The 19,099-nt window shown below is 58.3% G+C and carries 15 protein-coding genes; 14 read left to right on the forward strand and 1 reads right to left on the reverse strand.

The features are described from left to right. Positions 1-164 precede the first annotated feature (164 nt). From ACFFK0_RS27030 to ACFFK0_RS27045, 4 genes are all read left to right on the forward strand, one after another. A complete protein-coding gene (locus ACFFK0_RS27030) occupies positions 165-1,076 on the forward strand; it encodes a selenium metabolism-associated LysR family transcriptional regulator (RefSeq protein WP_377473913.1) in 912 nt (303 codons plus the stop codon). Between the two features lie 92 nt (positions 1,077-1,168). Next, on the forward strand, positions 1,169-2,026 hold the full coding sequence (locus ACFFK0_RS27035) for a PHP domain-containing protein (protein WP_377473843.1): 858 nt from the start codon (positions 1,169-1,171) through the stop codon (positions 2,024-2,026). Continuing rightward, complete coding sequence (galU, locus tag ACFFK0_RS27040; protein ID WP_377473845.1) at positions 2,023-2,916, forward strand: UTP--glucose-1-phosphate uridylyltransferase GalU; 894 nt, start codon at positions 2,023-2,025, stop codon at positions 2,914-2,916. The genes ACFFK0_RS27035 and galU overlap by 4 nt, the downstream gene beginning before the upstream one ends. 33 nt (positions 2,917-2,949) lie before the next feature. After that, the gene (locus ACFFK0_RS27045) at positions 2,950-4,257 is read left to right on the forward strand and encodes a UDP-glucose dehydrogenase family protein (RefSeq protein WP_377473847.1); all 1,308 of its coding nucleotides are present in this window, start codon (positions 2,950-2,952) and stop codon (positions 4,255-4,257) included. 539 nt (positions 4,258-4,796) lie between these two features. On the opposite strand, the gene ACFFK0_RS27050 is transcribed toward ACFFK0_RS27045, so the two are convergent. Continuing rightward, positions 4,797-6,566, reverse strand: a complete 1,770-nt coding sequence (locus tag ACFFK0_RS27050; protein ID WP_377473849.1) for an Rqc2 family fibronectin-binding protein — start codon at positions 6,564-6,566, stop codon at positions 4,797-4,799. Between the two features lie 218 nt (positions 6,567-6,784). On the opposite strand from ACFFK0_RS27050, the gene ACFFK0_RS27055 reads away from it, so the two are divergent. The 10 genes from ACFFK0_RS27055 (at position 6,785) to def (ending at position 19,098) form a co-directional block, all read left to right on the forward strand. Beyond that, positions 6,785-9,571, forward strand: a complete 2,787-nt coding sequence (locus tag ACFFK0_RS27055) for a calcium-translocating P-type ATPase, SERCA-type (protein ID WP_377473851.1) — start codon at positions 6,785-6,787, stop codon at positions 9,569-9,571. A 270-nt stretch (positions 9,572-9,841) separates the two neighbouring features. Further along, positions 9,842-10,714, forward strand: a complete 873-nt coding sequence (dapF, locus tag ACFFK0_RS27060; RefSeq protein WP_377473853.1) for a diaminopimelate epimerase — start codon at positions 9,842-9,844, stop codon at positions 10,712-10,714. Beyond that, entirely contained in the window at positions 10,711-12,600 is a 1,890-nt protein-coding gene (locus ACFFK0_RS27065; RefSeq protein ID WP_377473855.1) for a bifunctional homocysteine S-methyltransferase/methylenetetrahydrofolate reductase, read from the forward strand. The genes dapF and ACFFK0_RS27065 overlap by 4 nt, the downstream gene beginning before the upstream one ends. A gap of 70 nt (positions 12,601-12,670) precedes the next feature. Further along, positions 12,671-13,552, forward strand: coding sequence for a YicC/YloC family endoribonuclease (locus ACFFK0_RS27070; protein WP_377473858.1), 882 nt, complete (start codon positions 12,671-12,673; stop codon positions 13,550-13,552). A gap of 30 nt (positions 13,553-13,582) precedes the next feature. Then, complete coding sequence (gene remA / locus ACFFK0_RS27075; protein WP_036707683.1) at positions 13,583-13,843, forward strand: extracellular matrix/biofilm regulator RemA; 261 nt, start codon at positions 13,583-13,585, stop codon at positions 13,841-13,843. Continuing rightward, positions 13,833-14,474, forward strand: a complete 642-nt coding sequence (gene gmk, locus ACFFK0_RS27080; protein ID WP_377473861.1) for a guanylate kinase — start codon at positions 13,833-13,835, stop codon at positions 14,472-14,474. The genes remA and gmk overlap by 11 nt, the downstream gene beginning before the upstream one ends. Positions 14,475-14,479: 5 nt before the next feature. After that, a complete protein-coding gene (gene rpoZ, locus ACFFK0_RS27085) occupies positions 14,480-14,698 on the forward strand; it encodes a DNA-directed RNA polymerase subunit omega (protein ID WP_377473863.1) in 219 nt (72 codons plus the stop codon). Between the two features lie 111 nt (positions 14,699-14,809). Continuing rightward, complete coding sequence (coaBC, locus tag ACFFK0_RS27090; protein WP_377473865.1) at positions 14,810-16,048, forward strand: bifunctional phosphopantothenoylcysteine decarboxylase/phosphopantothenate--cysteine ligase CoaBC; 1,239 nt, start codon at positions 14,810-14,812, stop codon at positions 16,046-16,048. Next, complete coding sequence (priA, locus tag ACFFK0_RS27095) at positions 16,048-18,555, forward strand: primosomal protein N' (RefSeq protein ID WP_377473867.1); 2,508 nt, start codon at positions 16,048-16,050, stop codon at positions 18,553-18,555. Before coaBC ends, priA begins: the two co-directional genes overlap by 1 nt. 51 nt (positions 18,556-18,606) lie before the next feature. Further along, on the forward strand, positions 18,607-19,098 hold the full coding sequence (gene def, locus ACFFK0_RS27100) for a peptide deformylase (RefSeq protein ID WP_377473869.1): 492 nt from the start codon (positions 18,607-18,609) through the stop codon (positions 19,096-19,098). Position 19,099: the final 1 nt, after the last annotated feature.

The raw sequence follows: 19,099 nt of genomic DNA on the forward strand, positions 1-19,099 counted from the left end.
ACTAAGGCCGCCTAATTAACTTTATATTATTTCCACTGTCCACTTGACGGGGAGCAGTTCAACGGTGCGCATGCTCTTTTTATTTCGGATGCGGAATAGCGTTTTCAGTTCGCGCCCGATTTTTGCTATAATGAGGAAAACGTAACGTGGGCGGTGGGTACGGCGTGGCGATCAATTTTCATCAACTTCATATATTTTATACCGTATCTGAGAAAGGCTCCTTCTCCCATGCTGCTGCTTCATTGCACATGACGCAACCGGCGGTTACCATGCAGGTGCAGTCGCTTGAAGACTACTTGGGCGTAAAGCTGTTCCATCGTTCGACGAAGCGGATCGAGCTTTCCGAAGCCGGACGGGCGCTGCTGCCGTACGCCAAGCGCAGCATAGAGCTGGTCAGGGAGACGGAAGCTGCGATGTCGAGGTTTACTACGATGGTGGAGGGACGGCTGCAGCTCGGAGCGAGCTTGACCGTCGGCGAATATGTGCTCCCGCGGCTGCTGGGTCCGTTCAATAAGGAATATCCGAACATCTCCGTATCGATGAAGGTCATGAATACGACGCAGATTCTTGAGGAAATTTTGAACCACCAGCTCACGTTCGGCCTGGTCGAGGCGGCGGTACACCATCCCGACGTGCACGTCGAGCCTGTGCTGAGCGACGAGCTTAAGCTGATCGTACCGGCGAATCACCCGCTTTGCGCGTTAGAGAAGGTGACGGCCTCCGAAATGATCAAGTATCCGTTCGTCCTGAGGGAGAAAGGCTCGGGGACGCGCCGGGTTATGGAAGAGGAGCTGTCGGGCTGCGGGATCGACACAGAGTCGATGCGCATCGTTATGGAGCTGGGCAGCACTGGGGCGGTAAAGTCGGCGGTAGAGAACGGTTTAGGCATTTCCATTCTGTCGCAATCATCGGTCAAGCATGAGGTGGCGCTCGGTCTCGTGAAGGTGCTGGACATCGAAGGGGTGGCCTTCCGCCGCAGCTTCTACTCCATATACTTGAACACGACGCTGCTGCCGATTTCGGCGGTCAGCTTTCTGACGTTTTTGCGTGAGCGCGATTTGGGACAATGGTTATAGTCTCCAATATTTACAATCTATTAACGCTACGACAACTTTCCGTTAACACCGAAGTGATAGGATGAGACTACTTTCATGAAGGAGCTTGGAAGATGAACGGCATTTTCGCCGATTTACATACGCATACGACCGCATCCGACGGTACCCAGTCTCCGGCAGATAACGTTAGGCTGGCTGCGGAGGCCGGACTCGCCGCTATCGCGATCACAGACCACGATACGGTTTCGGGCGTCCGCGAGGCGCTGGAGGCGGGAAGCAGATTGGGCGTGCAGGTCGTGCCCGGAGTTGAGATCAGTACCGTTTCCGGCGGCCAAGATATCCATGTGCTCGGGTATTGGATCGATATCGAAGATGAGACGCTGCTGCGACGCCTTTCCGAGCTGAGAGAAACGCGCGACCTTCGCAATGTATTGATTTTGGAAAAGCTCGCTGCGTTAGGCATACATCTGACCATGGAGGAAGTGAAGGCGGAGACGGCTGCCGTAAAGCGCAAGGATGATACGATCGGCAGGCCTCACATCGCTGCCGCGCTGCTGCGGAAGGGCTATGTCGCCACCGTGCAGGAAGCGTTCGACCGGTTTCTTGCTTCGGGAGCTGCCGCTTATGCGAATGTCGAGCGGATTACACCGGAAACGGCGATTGCTTGGATACGCGAAGCCGGCGGCGCTCCCGTGCTTGCTCATCCCGGGTTATATGACGACGATGATCTGGTAGAAGAGCTGGCGCAGCGCGGCTTGGCCGGCATCGAGGCGTACCATGCCGATCACAGTCCTGAGGAGGAACGGAAGTACGCGTCGATTGCAAAACGGTGGGGGCTGCTCGCGACGGCAGGCTCGGATTTTCACGGTTATCGGGACGGTACGCCGTTTCATGCGGCGCTCGGCTCGAAACGAATTGACGCTAGTGTCATTGCACAGCTAGAGACGCGAAAGGGGATTAAACAACGATGATTACATCCAAAGTACGCAAAGCGATTATACCAGCCGCCGGACTCGGCACCAGATTTCTTCCGGCTACGAAGGCGCAGCCGAAAGAAATGCTGCCGATCGTCGATAAGCCGGCGATTCAATATATTGTTGAAGAAGCGATGGCATCCGGCATTGAGGATATTATTATTGTGACAGGCCGTCATAAGCGCGCGATAGAAGATCATTTCGACAAATCGGCCGAGCTCGAAAGCACGCTTTCGGAGAAAGGAAGCGTCAAGCTGCTGGAAATCGTGCAGAGCGTCTCCAATCTGGCCGATGTCCATTATATACGGCAAAAGGAACCGCTCGGTTTAGGTCATGCGATTTTGTGCGCGCGGAAATTTATCGGCGACGAGCCGTTCGCGGTGCTGCTGGGCGACGATATCATCCAGTCGACGCCGCCGACGCTGAAGTGCATGATCGACATCTACAACGAGGTTCAGGCTTCCGTCATCGGTGTGCAGGAAGTGCCTTGGGAGGATGTGGACAAGTACGGGATCGTCAGCCCGGCTGAGGGGGCTAACGGCCTTGCGTATCCATCCATTCTCGATCTCGTAGAGAAGCCGCAGCGCGATCAAGCTCCATCCAATATGGCCGTTATCGGGCGTTATGTGATCGAGCCTGAAATATTCGATATTCTTGAGGCCTTGCCTCCCGGACGAGGCGGCGAAATCCAGCTTACGGACGCACTGCGCATTCTGAACAGCCGCCGGCCGATGACCGCTTATCCGATCGAAGGCAAGCGTTATGACGTCGGCGATAAGCTCGGTTACATTGAAGCGACGATAGAACTGGCGCTGCAGCGCGAAGAACTGGCGCCGTATTTACGAACGTATTTGACGGAACTGGCGGACAAGCTGAACAGACAATAATTACACAGCAATGACCGAAGCGGAGGGATAGCGGTGGCGGAGAAGGTGGCTGTAATCGGTACTGGGTACGTCGGACTCGTGTCCGGGGCATGTCTGGCGGCAATCGGTCATAAGGTGATTTGTGTCGATAAGGATGATGCGAAGGTTGCCCGCTTAAAGCATGGCGACATACCGATTTATGAGCCCGGCCTATCCGATATGGTGCGCAGCGGCCTGGAGCAAGAACGGCTGGCATTTACTTCGGATATCGGCAGTGCTGTTTCTTCGTCCGACATCGTATTCGTCGCTGTCGGTACTCCCCCTCTTGACAACGGCGATGTGGACATGACCCAGGTGCGCACCGTATTCGAGCAAATTGCGGAGCACATGGCCGGGTATAAATGCATTGTCATCAAAAGCACAGTGCCTGTAGGCACTCATGCGTCGGCCGCGGCATGGCTGAAGGAAAAGATGGCGGAGCCGATCGAATTCGATATCGTCTCCGTCCCCGAGTTTTTGCGCGAGGGCTCCGCGATCCACGACACGTTCCACATGGACCGTCTCGTCATCGGCTCCGCCAGCAGAGCTGCGGCGGAACGCATTGCAGAGCTGCATAAGCCGTTTGGCGCACCTGTGCTGCATACCGACAACTCTAGCGCCGAGCTGATTAAATATGCTTCCAATGCGTTCCTTGCGGCGAAAATTTCATTTATCAACGAAATGGCGCACGTCTGTGAGAAGGTAGGGGCGGACATTCAGCTCGTCGCCAAAGGGATGGGCATGGACCGCCGGATCGGTCCGCATTTCCTGAATGCAGGCATCGGTTACGGCGGGTCGTGTTTCCCTAAGGATACAAGAGCTCAGCTGCGCATTGCCGAAGCGGTAGACTACGATTTCAAAATATTGCGCTCCGTTATCGAAGTCAATCAGCTGCAAAGACAGCGGTTTGTGGAAAAGGTTGCGTCGGCGCTGAACGGATCCCTTGAGGGAAAGAAGCTGGCGGTTATGGGGCTCGCCTTCAAGCCGAATACGGACGATTTGCGCGACGCTCCGGCTCTTGATATTATCGAAATGCTGCAATCAAGAGGAGCTGCCGTTCGCGCTTACGATCCGGTGGCGGTTGGTCATGCGAGGCCGCTGCTGCCCGAGACGATCCTGACGACCGATCCTTATGAAGCGATTACGGGCGCCGATGCGATGATTATCACGACCGAATGGGACACGGTAAGGGCATTGGAGCTCACCAGGGTGAAGCAGCTGCTCGCATCGCCGATCATTATCGATGGTCGTAACGTATTCGCGCCCTCCGATATGGCGACGCTCGGCTTCCGTTATGTGTCGGTCGGCAGGGAAGAGCGATGATGCTTGCTACTGACGGTGATTCGACTCAATATGATCGGGAAGTCAGTCACCGTTCCACTCTGTAATGATGTAAGTGCACCGCTCCAGATGACATACAGGAGATGAAGAAGCTGATCGAAAGGGGAGATTTCGGCCCTTTGCGGTCAGCTTTTGATTTTGATCTGGAAAGACACGGCGTTTACATCAGGCTAGGCGTTGGCTTGTGCGTTAACGATGTAAAACATCGTTATGATCGCGTAACGGCACTTACCCGCAGGTATCCGAGTGGGCAGCGAAATTCAGCGCGCGCAAACCCATTGGTCTTGGCAGTACATGAATACGTTACTTTGCTCACCGAAATAAGCTGACAGCAAATCAACAGAGCGGCAATAATGAGGTATGCTCGGCTTGGGCATGCACTTGATCGCGAAAGTGACTGCTGAGTCAATTCTTCCCATGAAGCAAAGGTAATTGTCCCGTAACAAAAACAAAACCCTCTCGCTTCCTGCTGGAAGCGAGAGGGGAAATGGCGTCCTAGGACACGTGCGTATCAGCTCAATTTATTCCCGCTTTTGCCGCACCGCGAGCTCCTTGAACAGCGACTCGTCCGGCGTTACATACAGCGTCTTCTGCCGCTCGTAGATGACGAAGCCGGGCTTCGCGCCGCTCGGCTTGTGGACGTGCCGGATGAGCGTGTAATCGACCGGCACTTGGCTCGACTCCCGCGCCTGAGAGAAGTAGGCGGCGAGCAGTGCAGCTTCGTGCAGCGTCGCTTCGCCGAATTCGCTGCCGCGGATGACGACGTGAGAGCCGGGGATGTCCTTCGTGTGAAGCCATGTATCGTTAGGCTGGGCGAACCGGTTCGTCAAATACTCGTTCTGCGTGTTGTTCTTGCCGACGTACAGCGGTACTCCTTCGCTGGATTCGAACCGCGTCAGCGACGGCTTGCCGTTTTTCTTCTTGCGTCCGGGCTGCTTGCGTCCCCGTTCCTTCAAATATCCTTGCTCGACGAGCTCGTCGCGGATTTCGTCGATGTCGGCGAGGGCAGCCGCGCCGAGCTGCTGCAGCAGCGTATCGAGATAGCGGATCTCGTCATGCGTTTCGCTCAGCTGCTCCTGAATGACGGCGACGCTATTGCGCATTTTTGCATATTTCTTGAAGTAGCGCTGGGCATTCTCGGACGGTGTCAGCAAAGGGTCAAGCGGAATGCGGATGACAGGCTGCTCTTCTTCGTAATAGTTAACGACTTCCGCTTCCTTGTCACCTTTAGCCAGCTGATGCAGATGAGCATTGAGCAGCTCCCCGTAGATGCGCTGCTTGTCGGCGTCGCGGCTTTCCTCGAGCGTTTGCTCCAGCTTTTCCAGCTTCTTGACGTTCTTGCTCCGCTCGTTCGTTAAAAACCGCAGCAGGTCGCCGGTCTTCTGCTTGACCGTATCGCGTTCGGCCTTCTCTCCGTAGAAGGCTTCCAGGCATTCGCTGACGGAAGCGAATATCTTGACTTCTCCGCCGGCTCCGGACAAGTGCGACAGCTCCGTGACGGAAAACGCCATACGGCCCGTACGGGAATCGACCGCCACCTGCGGTGCATAGCGATCGGCGCGGACATCGTCCGCCAGCAGCAATAACTGCCGCCGAACTGCGTCGGGCGACGGTTCTACGCCGCCGGCATTCGCTTGGCCTGCAGCCCGAAACACGACTTCTTTCGCGATAAGCGGCGAAATCCCGCTGAACAGCGCAACGAGCCTGGATTCCGCCGATTCCCCGAGCACGGTGCCGTGCCAGAGCGCGTCAAAGCGTTCCTCGTTCAATTCGAGCGGATTAGCTTTATTCTGTTCGGGCGGCGCCGTATAGGCTGTGCCCGGCATGACGATCCGGTAAGAGGAGATGGCAGGGGTAACATGATGGATGCCGTCAATGATCGTATCCGTAGCGCTGTCGAGTAAAATGATATTGCTGTGCCGGCCCATAATTTCCACGATCAGCGATTTGTCGCTGACGTCGCCGAGCTCGTCGCGCTGCTTGAAACGAAACCGGACGATCCGCTCCATGCCGACCTGTTCGATCCGTTCAATGACCGCGCCTTCACAGTGCTTGCGCAGCAGCATGCAAAACATCGGCGCTTCGGCAGGGTTCGTATAAGAGCGCTCCGTTATATGCAAGCGCGGATAGGTCGGATTCGCCGAGAGCAGCAGTTTGGCGTTCTGCCGTTGGGACCGCAGCTGCATGACGATATCGTGATCGGTCGGCTGATGAACCTTGACGATCCGGCCGCCGACGAAAGCTTGAAGCTCGTGAACAAGCGCATGGATGACAATGCCGTCTAATGCCAAAGGAAACAACTCCGTTCTATTTCTAGAGACCCCGGGATCGGAATCCCGGGCTTCTGCTGTGACACTGTATCCTATAATGCCACATTTCGCGGCAAAACGTAAGGGAAGGAACGGCTGAGAACGATTTCGTCCGCCGATCGGTTGGGATATTTTGCAGCTTGTCTGAATACATATAGCTCGTAAGACAGGTTGTCACGATCAGAGTAGGAGGGAATCCGATGAGTCAGAAGACGTGGTACCAGATGACGGCGGAGGAGGCTGCCCGTGCGCACGGCGTCGATCCGCGTACGGGATTGCCATGGGATGAAGCAAGAAGCCGCCAGGAGCGTATCGGTCGCAACGAACTATCCGAGGGGAAGAAAATTTCTCCCGTTACGCTGTTCTTGAATCAATTCAAGGATTTCATGGTGCTCGTGCTGATGGGAGCCACGCTCATCTCCGGGCTGCTCGGGGAATATCTCGATGCGATCACGATCATTGCCATCATTATCATGAACGGTGTGCTCGGCTTTATTCAGGAGTTCCGGGCGGAGCGCAGCTTGCGGGCGCTGAAGGAGCTTTCGGCGCCGAACGCGAAAGTGCTGCGGGAAGGCGAGGTGCACCAGATCGCGGCTAGCGAACTGGTGCCGGGCGATATCGTCCTCCTGGAGAGCGGAGACCGTATTCCGGCGGACCTTCGCTTCTTTGAAGCCAACGGTGTTTACGTCGAAGAATCGGCGCTTACCGGCGAATCGGTTCCGGTAGCGAAGCATGTTTCGCCGCTTGATCATGAGGATGTACCGCTTGGCGATCAGCGGAATCTCGGCTTCATGGGGACGATGCTGACGCAGGGGACGGCAAAGGGAGTCATCGTTCGTACGGGGATGGAGACGGAGATGGGCAAGATCGCCGATCTGATCCAGAACACGGACTCGATGGAAACGCCGCTGCAGCACAGACTCGAGCAATTGGGCAAAATCTTGATCGGTGTCGCCGTCGCCCTCACGATTGTCGTCGTACTGGCCGGTATACTGCACGGTCAACCGCCATACGCGATGTTCCTCGCCGGTGTATCGCTCGCGGTCGCTGCGATTCCGGAAGGCCTGCCGGCGATCGTAACGATTGCTCTCGCATTGGGCGTGCAGCGGATGATCAAGCGCAAGGCGATCGTCCGCAAGCTGCCGTCGGTCGAAACGCTGGGCTGCGCCTCCGTCATTTGCTCGGACAAGACCGGAACGCTTACGCAAAATAAAATGACGGTCACCCACTTGTGGGTGAGCGGCCAAGTGCTGGAAGTGAGCGGAGACGGGTACGCGCCGCACGGGTCGATCACGAGCGAAGGGGCCGTCGTCGAAGCCGGTAAGGAACCGATGCTGGCCAAGCTGCTGCAGGTGTCGGTACTATGCAACAACGCCGTGCTGCGGCAAGAGGAGCTGGAGGGACGCAAGAAAAAGAGCAAGGATGCTCCGGAAACCGCATGGACGATTAACGGCGATCCGACGGAAGGAGCTCTGGTCGTTCTCGGCGCCAAGGCCGGCTTCACGCCGGAGAAGCTTCGCGAAAGCTTTGAGCGGACAGGCGAGTTCCCGTTCGATTCGGAGCGAAAGCGGATGTCGGTCATCGTGTCGCACGGCGGCGGCCGGATGGTATGCACGAAGGGTGCGCCGGACGTGCTGCTGCAGCACTGCTCCTATGTGCTATGGGAAGGCAAGGTTATCCCGTTCACGCCAACCCTCAAGGCGAAAGTGATGGCGGCGAACGAAGGGATGGCGAAGTCGGCGCTGCGCGTACTCGGGCTGGCTTACCGCGATTTGAGATCGACGGACCGGTGCGCGGAGTATGACGACGTCGAGCAGCAGCTTGTCTTTGTCGGCCTGACGGGCATGATCGATCCGCCGCGCCGCGAAGTCCGCGAAGCGATCTCCAAGTGCCGTAAAGCCGGCATTAAGACGGTCATGATTACGGGCGACCATCAGACGACGGCGGAGGCGATCGCGAAGGAGCTAGGGATGCTGCCGGCGGGCGGCCTGGTCGTGAACGGCCAGCAGCTGGCGACGATGGACGACGACGAGCTGGACCGCCGCGTCGACGATATTTTCGTATATGCCCGCGTATCTCCGGAACATAAGCTGCGGATCGTCAAGTCGCTGCAGCGCAAAGGCCACGTCGTAGCGATGACCGGCGACGGCGTTAACGATGCGCCGGCGATCAAAGCCGCCGATATCGGCATCGCGATGGGCATCTCGGGCACAGACGTGTCGAAGGAGGCGTCCGCGCTGATCTTAAGCGACGACAACTTCGCCACGATTGTGGCGGCGATCGAGGAAGGCCGCGGCATTTACGAGAACATCCGCAAATTTATCCGTTATTTACTCGCGTCCAACGTCGGCGAAATTTTGACGATGTTCTTCGCGATGATGGCCGGACTGCCGCTGCCGCTGCTGCCGATCCAGATCCTGTGGGTCAACCTGGTCACCGACGGCTTGCCGGCTATGGCGCTGGGCATCGATCAGGCCGAGAAAGATTTGATGACGCAGAAGCCGCGGTCGGCGAAGGAAAATATTTTTGCGAGACGGCTGGGCTGGAAAATTATTTCGCGAGGCATTCTGATTGGTCTGTGCACGCTGGCGGCGTTCTGGATCGCGCTGGTGAACGATCCGCAGCATCCGAACAACTTGGCCCATGCGCAAAGCGTCGCCTTCGCCACGCTCGTTATGGCTCAGTTGATCCATGTGTTCGACTGCCGCAGCTCGCGCTCGATTTTCCACCGCAATCCGCTGCAGAACGGGTACTTGGTGCTGGCAGTGCTGTCGTCGCTCGTATTGATGCTTGGCGTCATGTACATCGAGCAGCTGCAGCCGATCTTCAAGACGGTGCCGCTGGGCACGAAGGATTGGATTATGGTGCTGATCGCCGCCGGCATTCCGACGTTCCTGATGGGTATCGGCAGCGTCATGAGCCGTCCGCGCAAGCCGGAGCTGAAATTCGGTGTCAAAGGCGGCAACGCCAAGCCGAGCCTGCGCTAAACTTTTCAAAGGACTTGCTTAAGGATGACGGGCGCCCTCGTGCGCTTGTCATTCTTTTTTTTCTTAGTTGATTCGAACGCACCGGATGCTTACAATCAACTATATCTTGGATGCCCCGGCAAAGATGGAAAATTAGCGGAAAATGAGGAAAGTTGGCTGTCGCCGGAACGATTGCAGGGCGATATTGACTAGATATACATAAATTTTTGCGATATGATAGGGGCTAATATAGAACCGGAATCTATCGAACCGGTATTGGGAGTGGTCGCCATGAAATTTACGAAGCTGCAAGGCTTGGGGAACGATTTTATCGTTGTCGGAGGCGAGGAGCGGCTGCCGGAGCATGCCGCCGAGCTGGCGGTGCGTCTCTGTGACCGCAACTTCGGCATCGGGGCCGACGGACTCGTGTTCGTTCTGCCGTCCGACATCGCCGATTATACGATGCGCATTATCAACGCAGACGGTTCGGAGGCGGAGCAGTGCGGCAACGCAATTCGCTGCGTAGCCAAATACGTTTACGATAACGCTCTAGTGGACAGGAATAGAACGGAACTGACTATCGAGACGAAGGGGGCGGGGGCGCAGCCCGTTCAGCTTACGCTCGGCGATGACGGCCGCGTCGTCCAGGTGCGCGTCGATATGGGCGAGCCCGTACTCGAAGGCAGGCTTGTGCCGACGACGATTGACGGCAACCCGGTCAAGGATTATCCGATAGAGGCCGAAGGACGGCAGTTCCGCTTCACCGCCGTTTCGATGGGGAATCCTCATTGCGTTATTTTTGTCGACGATGCCGCCGAGTTCGATCTCCATACGTGGGGGCCGAAGCTGGAGACGCATCCGTATTTCCCGCGCAGGGCCAATGTCGAGTTCGTAACGGTGCGCAGCCGCAGCCATGCCGAAATGCGGGTATGGGAGCGCGGCGCCGGGCCGACGCTGGCATGCGGCACAGGAGCATGCGCGACGCTCGTCGCCGCCGTGCTGGCGGGGCAGACGGAGCGGACAGCGACCGTATCGCTGAAGGGCGGCGATCTGCTGATCGAATGGAACGAGCGGAATAACCGCATTTACATGACGGGGCCGGCGGAAATCGTGTTTACAGGCGAGGTGCCGGGTAACGTCTTGGCAAAGGCGGGTGCGCGATGATGGCGGGACTTCGAGAGGCGCTGCGCCAAGACCTGCTTGTCGGTGACGGCGCAATGGGAACATATTTATATCAAATGGGCTTTCCGGTCGGCATCTCGTATGAAGAGCTGAATGTCGAGCAGCCGGATGTCATTCGGGGCGTACACCGCCGGTATGTGGAAGCCGGGGCGAAGCTGATCGAGACGAACACGTTCTCGGCCAACCGGGAGAAGCTTTCCAAGTTCGGGCTGGAGGGAGACGTCGAAGCGATCAACCGGGCCGGCGTGAAGCTGGCGCGGGAAGCCGCTGGGGACCGTGCCTATGTGGTCGGCGCCATCGGCTCCATCCGGGCGGGCAAGCGGAAAAATGTCCGTACCGCGGATGTGGAGGCGGCGCTGCAGGAGCAGATCGCCGTTCTGCTGGACAGCGGAGTCGACGGCGTGCTGCTCGAGACGTTCTACGATCTCGAGGAGCTGCTGCTCGCCCTCAAGCTGGTACGGCGGACGAGCGATTTGCCGGTGATCGGCCAGTTCGCGACAGACGGTACGGGCTCGACTCAGGACGGCGTGCCGCTGCACGAGGCGTTCCTGCGGCTGCGGGATGCCGGCGCGGACGTCGTCGGCTTCAACTGCCGCAGCGGCCCGAACGGAATTATGCGCGCGCTGGAGAAGCTGGCCATTCCGGATGGATTGTTTACATCCGTGTTTCCGAATGCGGGTATGCCCGACTACGTAGACGGCAAATACTCCTTCGCAGCGGCGCCGGACTATTTCGCCACGAGCGCCCAGCGGTTTGCCGATCTCGGCGTGCGGATAATCGGCGGCTGCTGCGGAACGACGCCGGAGCATATCGCCGCCGTCGCCAGCGCGCTGCGCGGCTATAAGCCGGGTTCGGAAGCGATTGCCGCTGTGAAGCCAGCCGATGTTTCGGCTGCCGTACAGGTTACGGCGCCCCCAGCCGCAGCTGCTCAGGGGAACACGGCCGAGACGGGACGTCCGGCGGAGCCGTCGATTCTTGATCTTGTCAAAGAGCGGCATACGGTCATCGTCGAGCTGGATCCTCCGCGCGATTTGAGCATCGAGAAGTTCATGGCAGGGGCGGCCTCATTGAAGGAAGCGGGAGCGGATGCGCTTACGCTGGCCGACAATTCGATGGCCGTTACAAGAATGAGCAACTTGGCGCTTGGCTATCTTGTCAGCGAGAAGGCCGGACTTAGGCCGCTCATTCATATTGCGTGCCGCGACCGCAACTTGATCGGCACCCAATCGCACATGATGGGCTTGCACGCGCTCGGTATCGACCATGTGCTCGCAGTGACCGGCGATCCGGCCAAGTTCGGCGATTTGCCGGGCTCAAGCTCCGTGTACGATCTGACCTCGTTCGAAATTATCCGCATGATCAAGCAGCTCAACGACGGTATCGCCTTCTCCGGCAAGCCGCTCAAGCAGCGGGCGCGATTCGTGGTCGGAGCGGCGTTCAATCCGAACGTGAAGCATTTGGGCAAGGCGGTCGAACGGCTGGAACGCAAAATCGAAGCGGGAGCCGATTACATCATGACGCAGCCTGTGTACGATCCGAAGCTGATCGAGCGCGTGCATGAGTCGACCCGCCACTTGAAAGTGCCGATATTCCTCGGCATCATGCCGCTCGCAAGCGGACGCAATGCGGAATATTTGCACAACGAAGTGCCGGGCATTCAGCTGTCGGACGAGGTTCGCGCGCGGATGGCCGGGCTGGAGGGCGAAACCGGCAGACGCGTCGGCGTCGAAATCGCCAAGGAGCTGCTGGATGCGGCAATGTCGTATTTTAACGGAATTTATTTGATCACCCCGTTCTTGAATTACGAGATGAGCGTGGAGCTGACCCGCTATGTCTGGGAGAAGGCGCCCGACCGGAAGCTCGTATAACCGGCGGTGTATTTCCACTTGTCCCCTCTTGCAAAATGTTTTACAATAGGGTAATGGATGTGAGCGCCATATGATGCGGAGCATGACCGGATTCGGACAAGCGGAGGCGGAATGGGCGGGGAATCGGCTGACGATTGATGTCAGATCTGTAAACCATCGCTACTTGGAAACGGTCTTCCGGCTGCCGCGCGAATTTCAAAGCTGGGAAGACCCGCTGCGGAAGACGGTACAGCGCGCAGCTAGGCGCGGCCGGTTTGACGTCAGCGTAGCGTTGGAGCGCGGACCGGGCGGGGCCGGCGGCGTACAGATCGACTGGGCGCTAGCGGACGCTTACGCCGATGCGGCGCAGCAGCTGCAAGCAAGGTTCGGGCTGAACGATCGGCTCACGCTCAATCACCTGCTCTCGCTTCCGAATATTGTCGTTCCGAGCGGAACGCATGAAGATAAGGACAACGGCATCGATACGGCGGTTCAAGCTTTGCAGACGGCGCTGGACGCTTTGAATGGAATGCGGGAAGCGGAGGGGCGTTATTTGGCTGCCGATTTGCAGACAAGACTGGATACCGTCGAACGGTGGAGACAGCAGATGTCTTCCATCGCGCCGCGATCCGTGAAAGAATACGCCGCCAAGCTGCGGGAACGGATCCGAGAGCTCTTGCAGAGCGAGGCCGCTCCGGATGAACAGCGGCTCGCCGCGGAAGTCGCCTTCATGGCCGACCGATCCAACATCGATGAGGAGCTGACCCGGCTGGGCAGTCACATTCAGCAGTTTCGAACACTGCTGGGTGCGGACGAAGCGGTCGGGCGCAAGCTTGATTTTCTCATACAGGAAATGAACCGCGAGGTTAACACCATCGGCTCCAAATCGGCAAGCGGCGAGCTGTCCGGCTGCGTGATCGAGACGAAGGCGGAGCTTGAGAAGATGCGGGAGCAAGTGCAGAACATCGAATAATACGACGGGTTTCATGAGGAGGAGCTTGAGGTGGCTATTAAACTCATCAACATCGGCTTTGGCAACATCGTGTCGGCCAATCGAATTATTTCCATCGTGAGCCCGGAATCGGCGCCTATCAAACGGATCATTCAAGAAGCGCGCGACCGACACATGCTGATCGACGCCACCTACGGGCGCAGAACCCGGGCCGTAATTATTACCGACAGCGACCATGTCATTCTTTCGGCGGTTCAGCCGGAGACCGTAGCACACCGACTCTCTAGCAAGGACGATGATCATGACGAGTAATAAAGTTGCTTCCGGCACGCGCACACAGGGAATACTGGTCGTCATTTCCGGTCCGTCCGGAGTCGGCAAGGGAACCGTGTGCTCTGCGCTGCGCAAATCGGCGCCGGAGCTCATATATTCGGTATCCGCCACAACGCGCATGCCCCGTACCGGGGAAATGGAGGGCGTGAACTATTTCTTCAAATCGAAGGAAGAGTTCAAACAGCTGATCGAGAACGAAGAGATGCTGGAATGGGCGGAATATGTAGGCAATTATTACGGCACGCCGCGCAAGTTTGTCGAGGATACGCTGGCCACCGGCAAAGACGTTATCCTTGAAATCGAAGTGCAGGGTGCCCTGAAGGTGAAGCAGAAGTTTCCGGAGGGCGTCTTTATTTTCTTGATGCCGCCGAGCTTGAGCGAGCTGCAGAATAGGCTCGTAACCCGGGGAACCGACTCGGCCGAGCTGATCGCTTCCCGGCTTTCCGTAGCCAGAGATGAGATCGCCCTGCTGGAGCATTATAACTACGCCGTCGTGAACGATCAGGTCGAGAATGCCTGCAGCAAAATCATGGCGATCATTACGGCCGAGCACTGCCGGCGCGAAAGACTGTTCCCGAACATATCAGAGTGGATTGACGAGGTGAAGTGACGAATATGCTGTACCCATCGATTGATAAATTGCTAGACAAAGTCGACAGCAAGTATTCGCTGGTCGTTGCCGCATCCAAGCGTGCCAGAGGGCTGCGCGACGGAGCGAAGTCGGATCTGAAAAACTACAAGTCGCACAAGCAAGTGGGCATCGCGTTGGAAGAGATGTACGGTGATTACATTTCCTACGAGAAAATTCAGCCGCAAGAAACAGGGGAAGAGTAACAACCTTAGGGTTGTTATTTTTTTCTTGTACAGGAAATTACGCGAGCCATATTTCTGTGGATAGTGTGGTCAATTGTGGGGGATTTGGTACGGTGAAGGGGGAAAAAAGAGATGTCGAGCTTGCGGGGTAAACGAATCGTGCTTGGCGTTTGCGGCGGCATCGCGGCTTACAAAGCGGCGGCGCTATGCAGCAAGCTGACCCAGGCCGGCGCCGACGTGCGGGTTATTATGACGAAATCGGCCGTTCAGTTCGTAGCGCCGCTGACGTTTCAGACTTTGTCCCGTCACGATGTGTATGTGGACACCTTCGACGAGAAAGATGCGTCCGTCGTAGCCCATATCGATCTGGCCGATCATGCCGATCTGTTCGTCATCGCGCCGGCTACGGCGAACCTGATCGGCAAGCTGGCGCTTGGTCTCGGCGACGATATGCTCAGTACGACGCTGCTGGCGACGACTGCGCCGCTGTTCATCGCTCCGGCGATGAATGTGCACATGTACGAGAATGCGGCCGTCATGAAGAACATGGAGACGCTGCGCCAGCGGGGCGTTCGTTTCATTGAGCCGGGCGTCGGCCAGCTCGCTTGCGGCTACGTCGGACGAGGCCGGTTGGAAGAGCCGGAGGCGATCTTGGCGGCATTGGAGCGCTATGCCGGGGGTGCGCAGCTGCTGGCCGGCCGCAAGGTGCTGATAACGGCCGGCGGCACGGTAGAGCGCATCGATCCGGTTCGCTTTCTGACCAACGACTCCTCCGGGCGGATGGGCTTTGCGATTGCGGAGACTGCGCGCCGGATGGGAGCGGAAGTGACGCTCGTCGCCGGACGCACGGAGGGCCCGCTGCCCGGCGGTGTGAACGTCATTCGCGTGCAGTCGGCGCAGGACATGCTGGAGGCGGTGCTGGCGGAAGCCGGCAGCAGCGACATTATCGTCAAGGCTGCGGCGGTAGCGGATTACCGTCCTGCGATGAAGGCTGATCAGAAGATCAAGAAATCCGAGCACACGATGACGCTGGAGCTTGTGAAAAATCCGGATATTCTGCAAACGCTCGGGTCGCGCAAAAAGGACGGCCAAGTGCTGGTCGGCTTCGCCGCCGAAACGGAGCGGCTCGAAGAGCATGCGATGGACAAGCTGGTAAGGAAAAATTGCGATTTGCTTGTCGCGAACGATGTGTCGAAGCCCGGCTCCGGCTTCGGGACGGAAACGAACGAGGTGCGGATATTCGATCGTAACGGGAACGTCGAGGCGCTGCCCCTGCTGCATAAGCTGGAAGTGGCGGAGCGTTTGCTGGAGCTCGCCGCCGCTCGTTTGCGGCGTTCGGAAGCGGCAGAGCCGCCCCTGGAGGGCTCCTAATGTATGCTCAGGTAATTGTCGACGTTCCAGCCAGACCGACCGATCGGCCTTTCGACTATGAAGTGCCTCTTGAGCTGGAGGCATGCGTCGAGGTCGGCTCGCGGGTGGAGGTGCCGTTCGGGCCTCGGGTGCTGCAAGGGTTCGTTGTCGGCGTCTCGGCGGAGGCTCCTGCCGGAATCGACCGTTCAAAGCTGAGGACGGTGAGACGGGTGCTCGATATGACACCGCCGCTGACGCCGGAGCTGGTCGAGCTCGCCCGCTGGATGAGCGGCAAATATTTGTGTCCGGAGATCGCCGCTCTGCAGGTTATGGTACCGGGGGCGCTCAAGGCGAAATACGATAAAGTCGTCGTCTTGCGCGAGGATGTGTGGCGGCGGAGGGAAGAGGCTGCACAGCCGGAGCTGCTGCCGACGGATCCTGTTCGCGCGGAGCTGGCCGATTGGCTGCGGGCACGCGGGGAGGCGACGGCGGAAGCGCTGCTGGAGCGGTTCCCGGGCTCGGCGTCGCTGCTGAAATCGATGCTGGCCGAAGGTGTGCTGGAGGAACGTCAGCGCGTGCAGGACCGGATGAGCGTGAAGACGGCGCTAACGGTGTTTCCATGCGGTACGGAAGCGGAGCTGCGCGAGGCGGCGAGCGCGCTTCCCGCCCGCTTCCAGAAGCAGAAGGACGTCCTCGATGCGCTGCTTGCGGAAGGGCTCAGGCCGCAGCGTCTGACAGAGCTGCTGCATGCCGTCGGCGTAACGTCGTCGGTTGTGAAGAGCTTGGAAGCGAAAGGTCTTGTCGAGCTCCGGGACGTGGAGGTGCAGCGGGACCCGTATGCAAAGCGGGACTTCGCCCGCACGCAGCCGCTGCCGCTGACGGAGGAGCAGTCGCACGTGTACGAGGCGGTATGCGGAACGCTGGCTGACGGCCGGCATGAAGTGTTCCTGCTGCAGGGCGTGACGGGGAGCGGTAAGACGGAAGTGTATTTGCAATCGATTCAGCGCTGTTTGGAGCTGGGCAAGGAAGCGATCGTGCTCGTGCCGGAAATATCGCTCACGCCGCAAATGGTGCAGCGCTTCAAGGGGCGGTTCGGCGACGACGTCGCCGTCCTGCACAGCCGGCTGTCGCACGGCGAACGGTACGATGAATGGCGGCGCATCGTCCGCAAGGAAGTGCGCGTCGTTATCGGCGCCCGCTCGGCGATTTTCGCACCGTTCACGAAGCTGGGTCTGATCATTATCGACGAAGAACATGAATCGTCTTACAAGCAGGAGGAAAGTCCGAAATATCATGCGCGTGACGTGGCGATTCGCCGTGCCGAGGCGGCCGGTGCCGCCGTCGTGCTGGGCTCCGCGACGCCGTCGCTGGAAAGCGTGTTTGCAACGACGCGCGAAGGCGGCCGCAAATTCCGGCTGCTGGAAATGCATACGAGAGCGCTAGGCCGGCCGCTTCCGCCCGTTCAGCTCGTCGACATGCGCGAGGAGCTGAAGAACGGCAACCGGTCGATGTTCAGCGGTGCGCTGCATAAAGCGATCGAAGAACGGTTACACAAGAAAGAACAGATCGTACTGCTCCTGAACCGGCGCGGCTATGCGACCTTCGTCATGTGCCGTTCGTGCGGCTACGTCGCCGGATGTCCGCATTGCGACATTGCGCTGACATATCATCAAAATTCGCGTACGCTGCGCTGTCATTATTGCGGATATGCGGAACGCGAGAAATCGCAATGTCCGGACTGTCAGAGCGAGCATATCCGCCATTTCGGCACCGGTACGCAGCGGGTCGAGGAGGAACTCGTCAAGCTGTTTCCGGGCATTCGGGTCATCCGCATGGATGTCGATACGACAAGCGAGAAGGGCTCCCATGAAAAATGGCTTACAATGTTCGGCGAGAAGAAAGCGGATGTGCTGCTCGGCACGCAGATGGTAGCCAAGGGGCTTGATTTTCCCGATGTGACGCTGGTTGGGGTTATCGCCGCCGATACGGTGCTGAATCTGCCCGATTTTCGCGCGGGGGAACGGACGTTTCAGCTGCTGACGCAGGTAGCGGGGAGAGCCGGTCGGCATACGCTGCCCGGCGAGGTGATCGTGCAAACGTATACGCCCGAGCATTACAGTATTGCGGCGGCGGCCGGGCACGACTACGCCGCGTTTCTGGAGACGGAGCTGGAGCACCGGCGCGCGAACGGCTATCCGCCTTACGCCCGGCTCATCAACATCACGCTATCCCACGAGGAAGTGCCGAGGCTGATGAGAATCTCCGACGCGCTGGCGCAGCGGCTCAAGGAGCAGGCGCTGGCGGCGCGGCAAAGCGGCGAGGACGGATTCACGTTCGATGTGCTTGGCCCGGTAGCGGCACCGATTGCGCGCATCAAAGATAGATATCGGTTCCGCTGCATGGTAAAATATCGGGGAGATGCGGTCGCAAGCCGCATTGTGCGAAGATCCGTCGCTGCGTTTGAGGAGCAGATGGCGAAGGAAAAGCTGCAGATCAGCGTCGATGTCGACCCGCAGCTGCTCATGTAAGGAAAATGAATGCAATAATTTTGGATAACATAAAGGCAGGTGCTGTTCATCATGGCAATTCGATTGATCGTGAAGGACCCCGATCCGGTGCTTCGGGAGAAGACGGTGGCGGTGCGGAATTTTAACGCCAATTTGCATAAGCTGCTCGACGATATGGCCGAGACGATGTATGACGCCGAAGGCGTCGGGCTGGCCGCGCCGCAGGTCGGCATTCTCAAGCGCGTGATCGTCATGGATTGCGGCGAGGAGCACGGCGGGCTGATCGAGCTCGTCAATCCGGAGATCGTGGAGACGAGCGGGGAACAGCTGGGTCCTGAAGGCTGCCTCAGCATACCGAATTTGCGCGGCGACGTGCTGCGGCCGATGAACGTGACCGTGAAAGGGCAAAACCGGTTCGGAGAGCCGATCGAGATCAAGGGCACCGAGCTGCTGGCGCGCTGCATTATGCATGAAGTCGACCATTTGAACGGCGTGCTGTTCACCGATTTGGCGCAGACGGTATACCGGGTGGAAGAAGACGGAAGCGGCGTGAAGGCGGAGTGAG

It is taken from the genome of Paenibacillus chartarius, from assembly GCF_042432825.1.
GTDB classification, from domain to species: domain Bacteria; phylum Bacillota; class Bacilli; order Paenibacillales; family NBRC-103111; genus Gordoniibacillus; species Gordoniibacillus chartarius.

Excerpts from the sequence above, each read along its gene's own strand:
- rpoZ (WP_377473863.1), top strand. The coding sequence starts at position 14,480 with ATGCTGTACCCATCGATTGATAAATTGCTAGACAAAGTCGACAGCAAG.
- priA (WP_377473867.1), top strand. The coding sequence starts at position 16,048 with ATGTATGCTCAGGTAATTGTCGACGTTCCAGCCAGACCGACCGATCGG.
- gmk (WP_377473861.1), top strand. The coding sequence starts at position 13,833 with ATGACGAGTAATAAAGTTGCTTCCGGCACGCGCACACAGGGAATACTG.
- ACFFK0_RS27055 (WP_377473851.1), top strand. The coding sequence starts at position 6,785 with ATGAGTCAGAAGACGTGGTACCAGATGACGGCGGAGGAGGCTGCCCGT.
- ACFFK0_RS27035 (WP_377473843.1), top strand. The coding sequence starts at position 1,169 with ATGAACGGCATTTTCGCCGATTTACATACGCATACGACCGCATCCGAC.
- dapF (WP_377473853.1), top strand. The coding sequence starts at position 9,842 with ATGAAATTTACGAAGCTGCAAGGCTTGGGGAACGATTTTATCGTTGTC.
- coaBC (WP_377473865.1), top strand. The coding sequence starts at position 14,810 with ATGTCGAGCTTGCGGGGTAAACGAATCGTGCTTGGCGTTTGCGGCGGC.
- ACFFK0_RS27070 (WP_377473858.1), top strand. The coding sequence starts at position 12,671 with ATGATGCGGAGCATGACCGGATTCGGACAAGCGGAGGCGGAATGGGCG.
- def (WP_377473869.1), top strand. The coding sequence starts at position 18,607 with ATGGCAATTCGATTGATCGTGAAGGACCCCGATCCGGTGCTTCGGGAG.
- galU (WP_377473845.1), top strand. The coding sequence starts at position 2,023 with ATGATTACATCCAAAGTACGCAAAGCGATTATACCAGCCGCCGGACTC.
- ACFFK0_RS27065 (WP_377473855.1), top strand. The coding sequence starts at position 10,711 with ATGATGGCGGGACTTCGAGAGGCGCTGCGCCAAGACCTGCTTGTCGGT.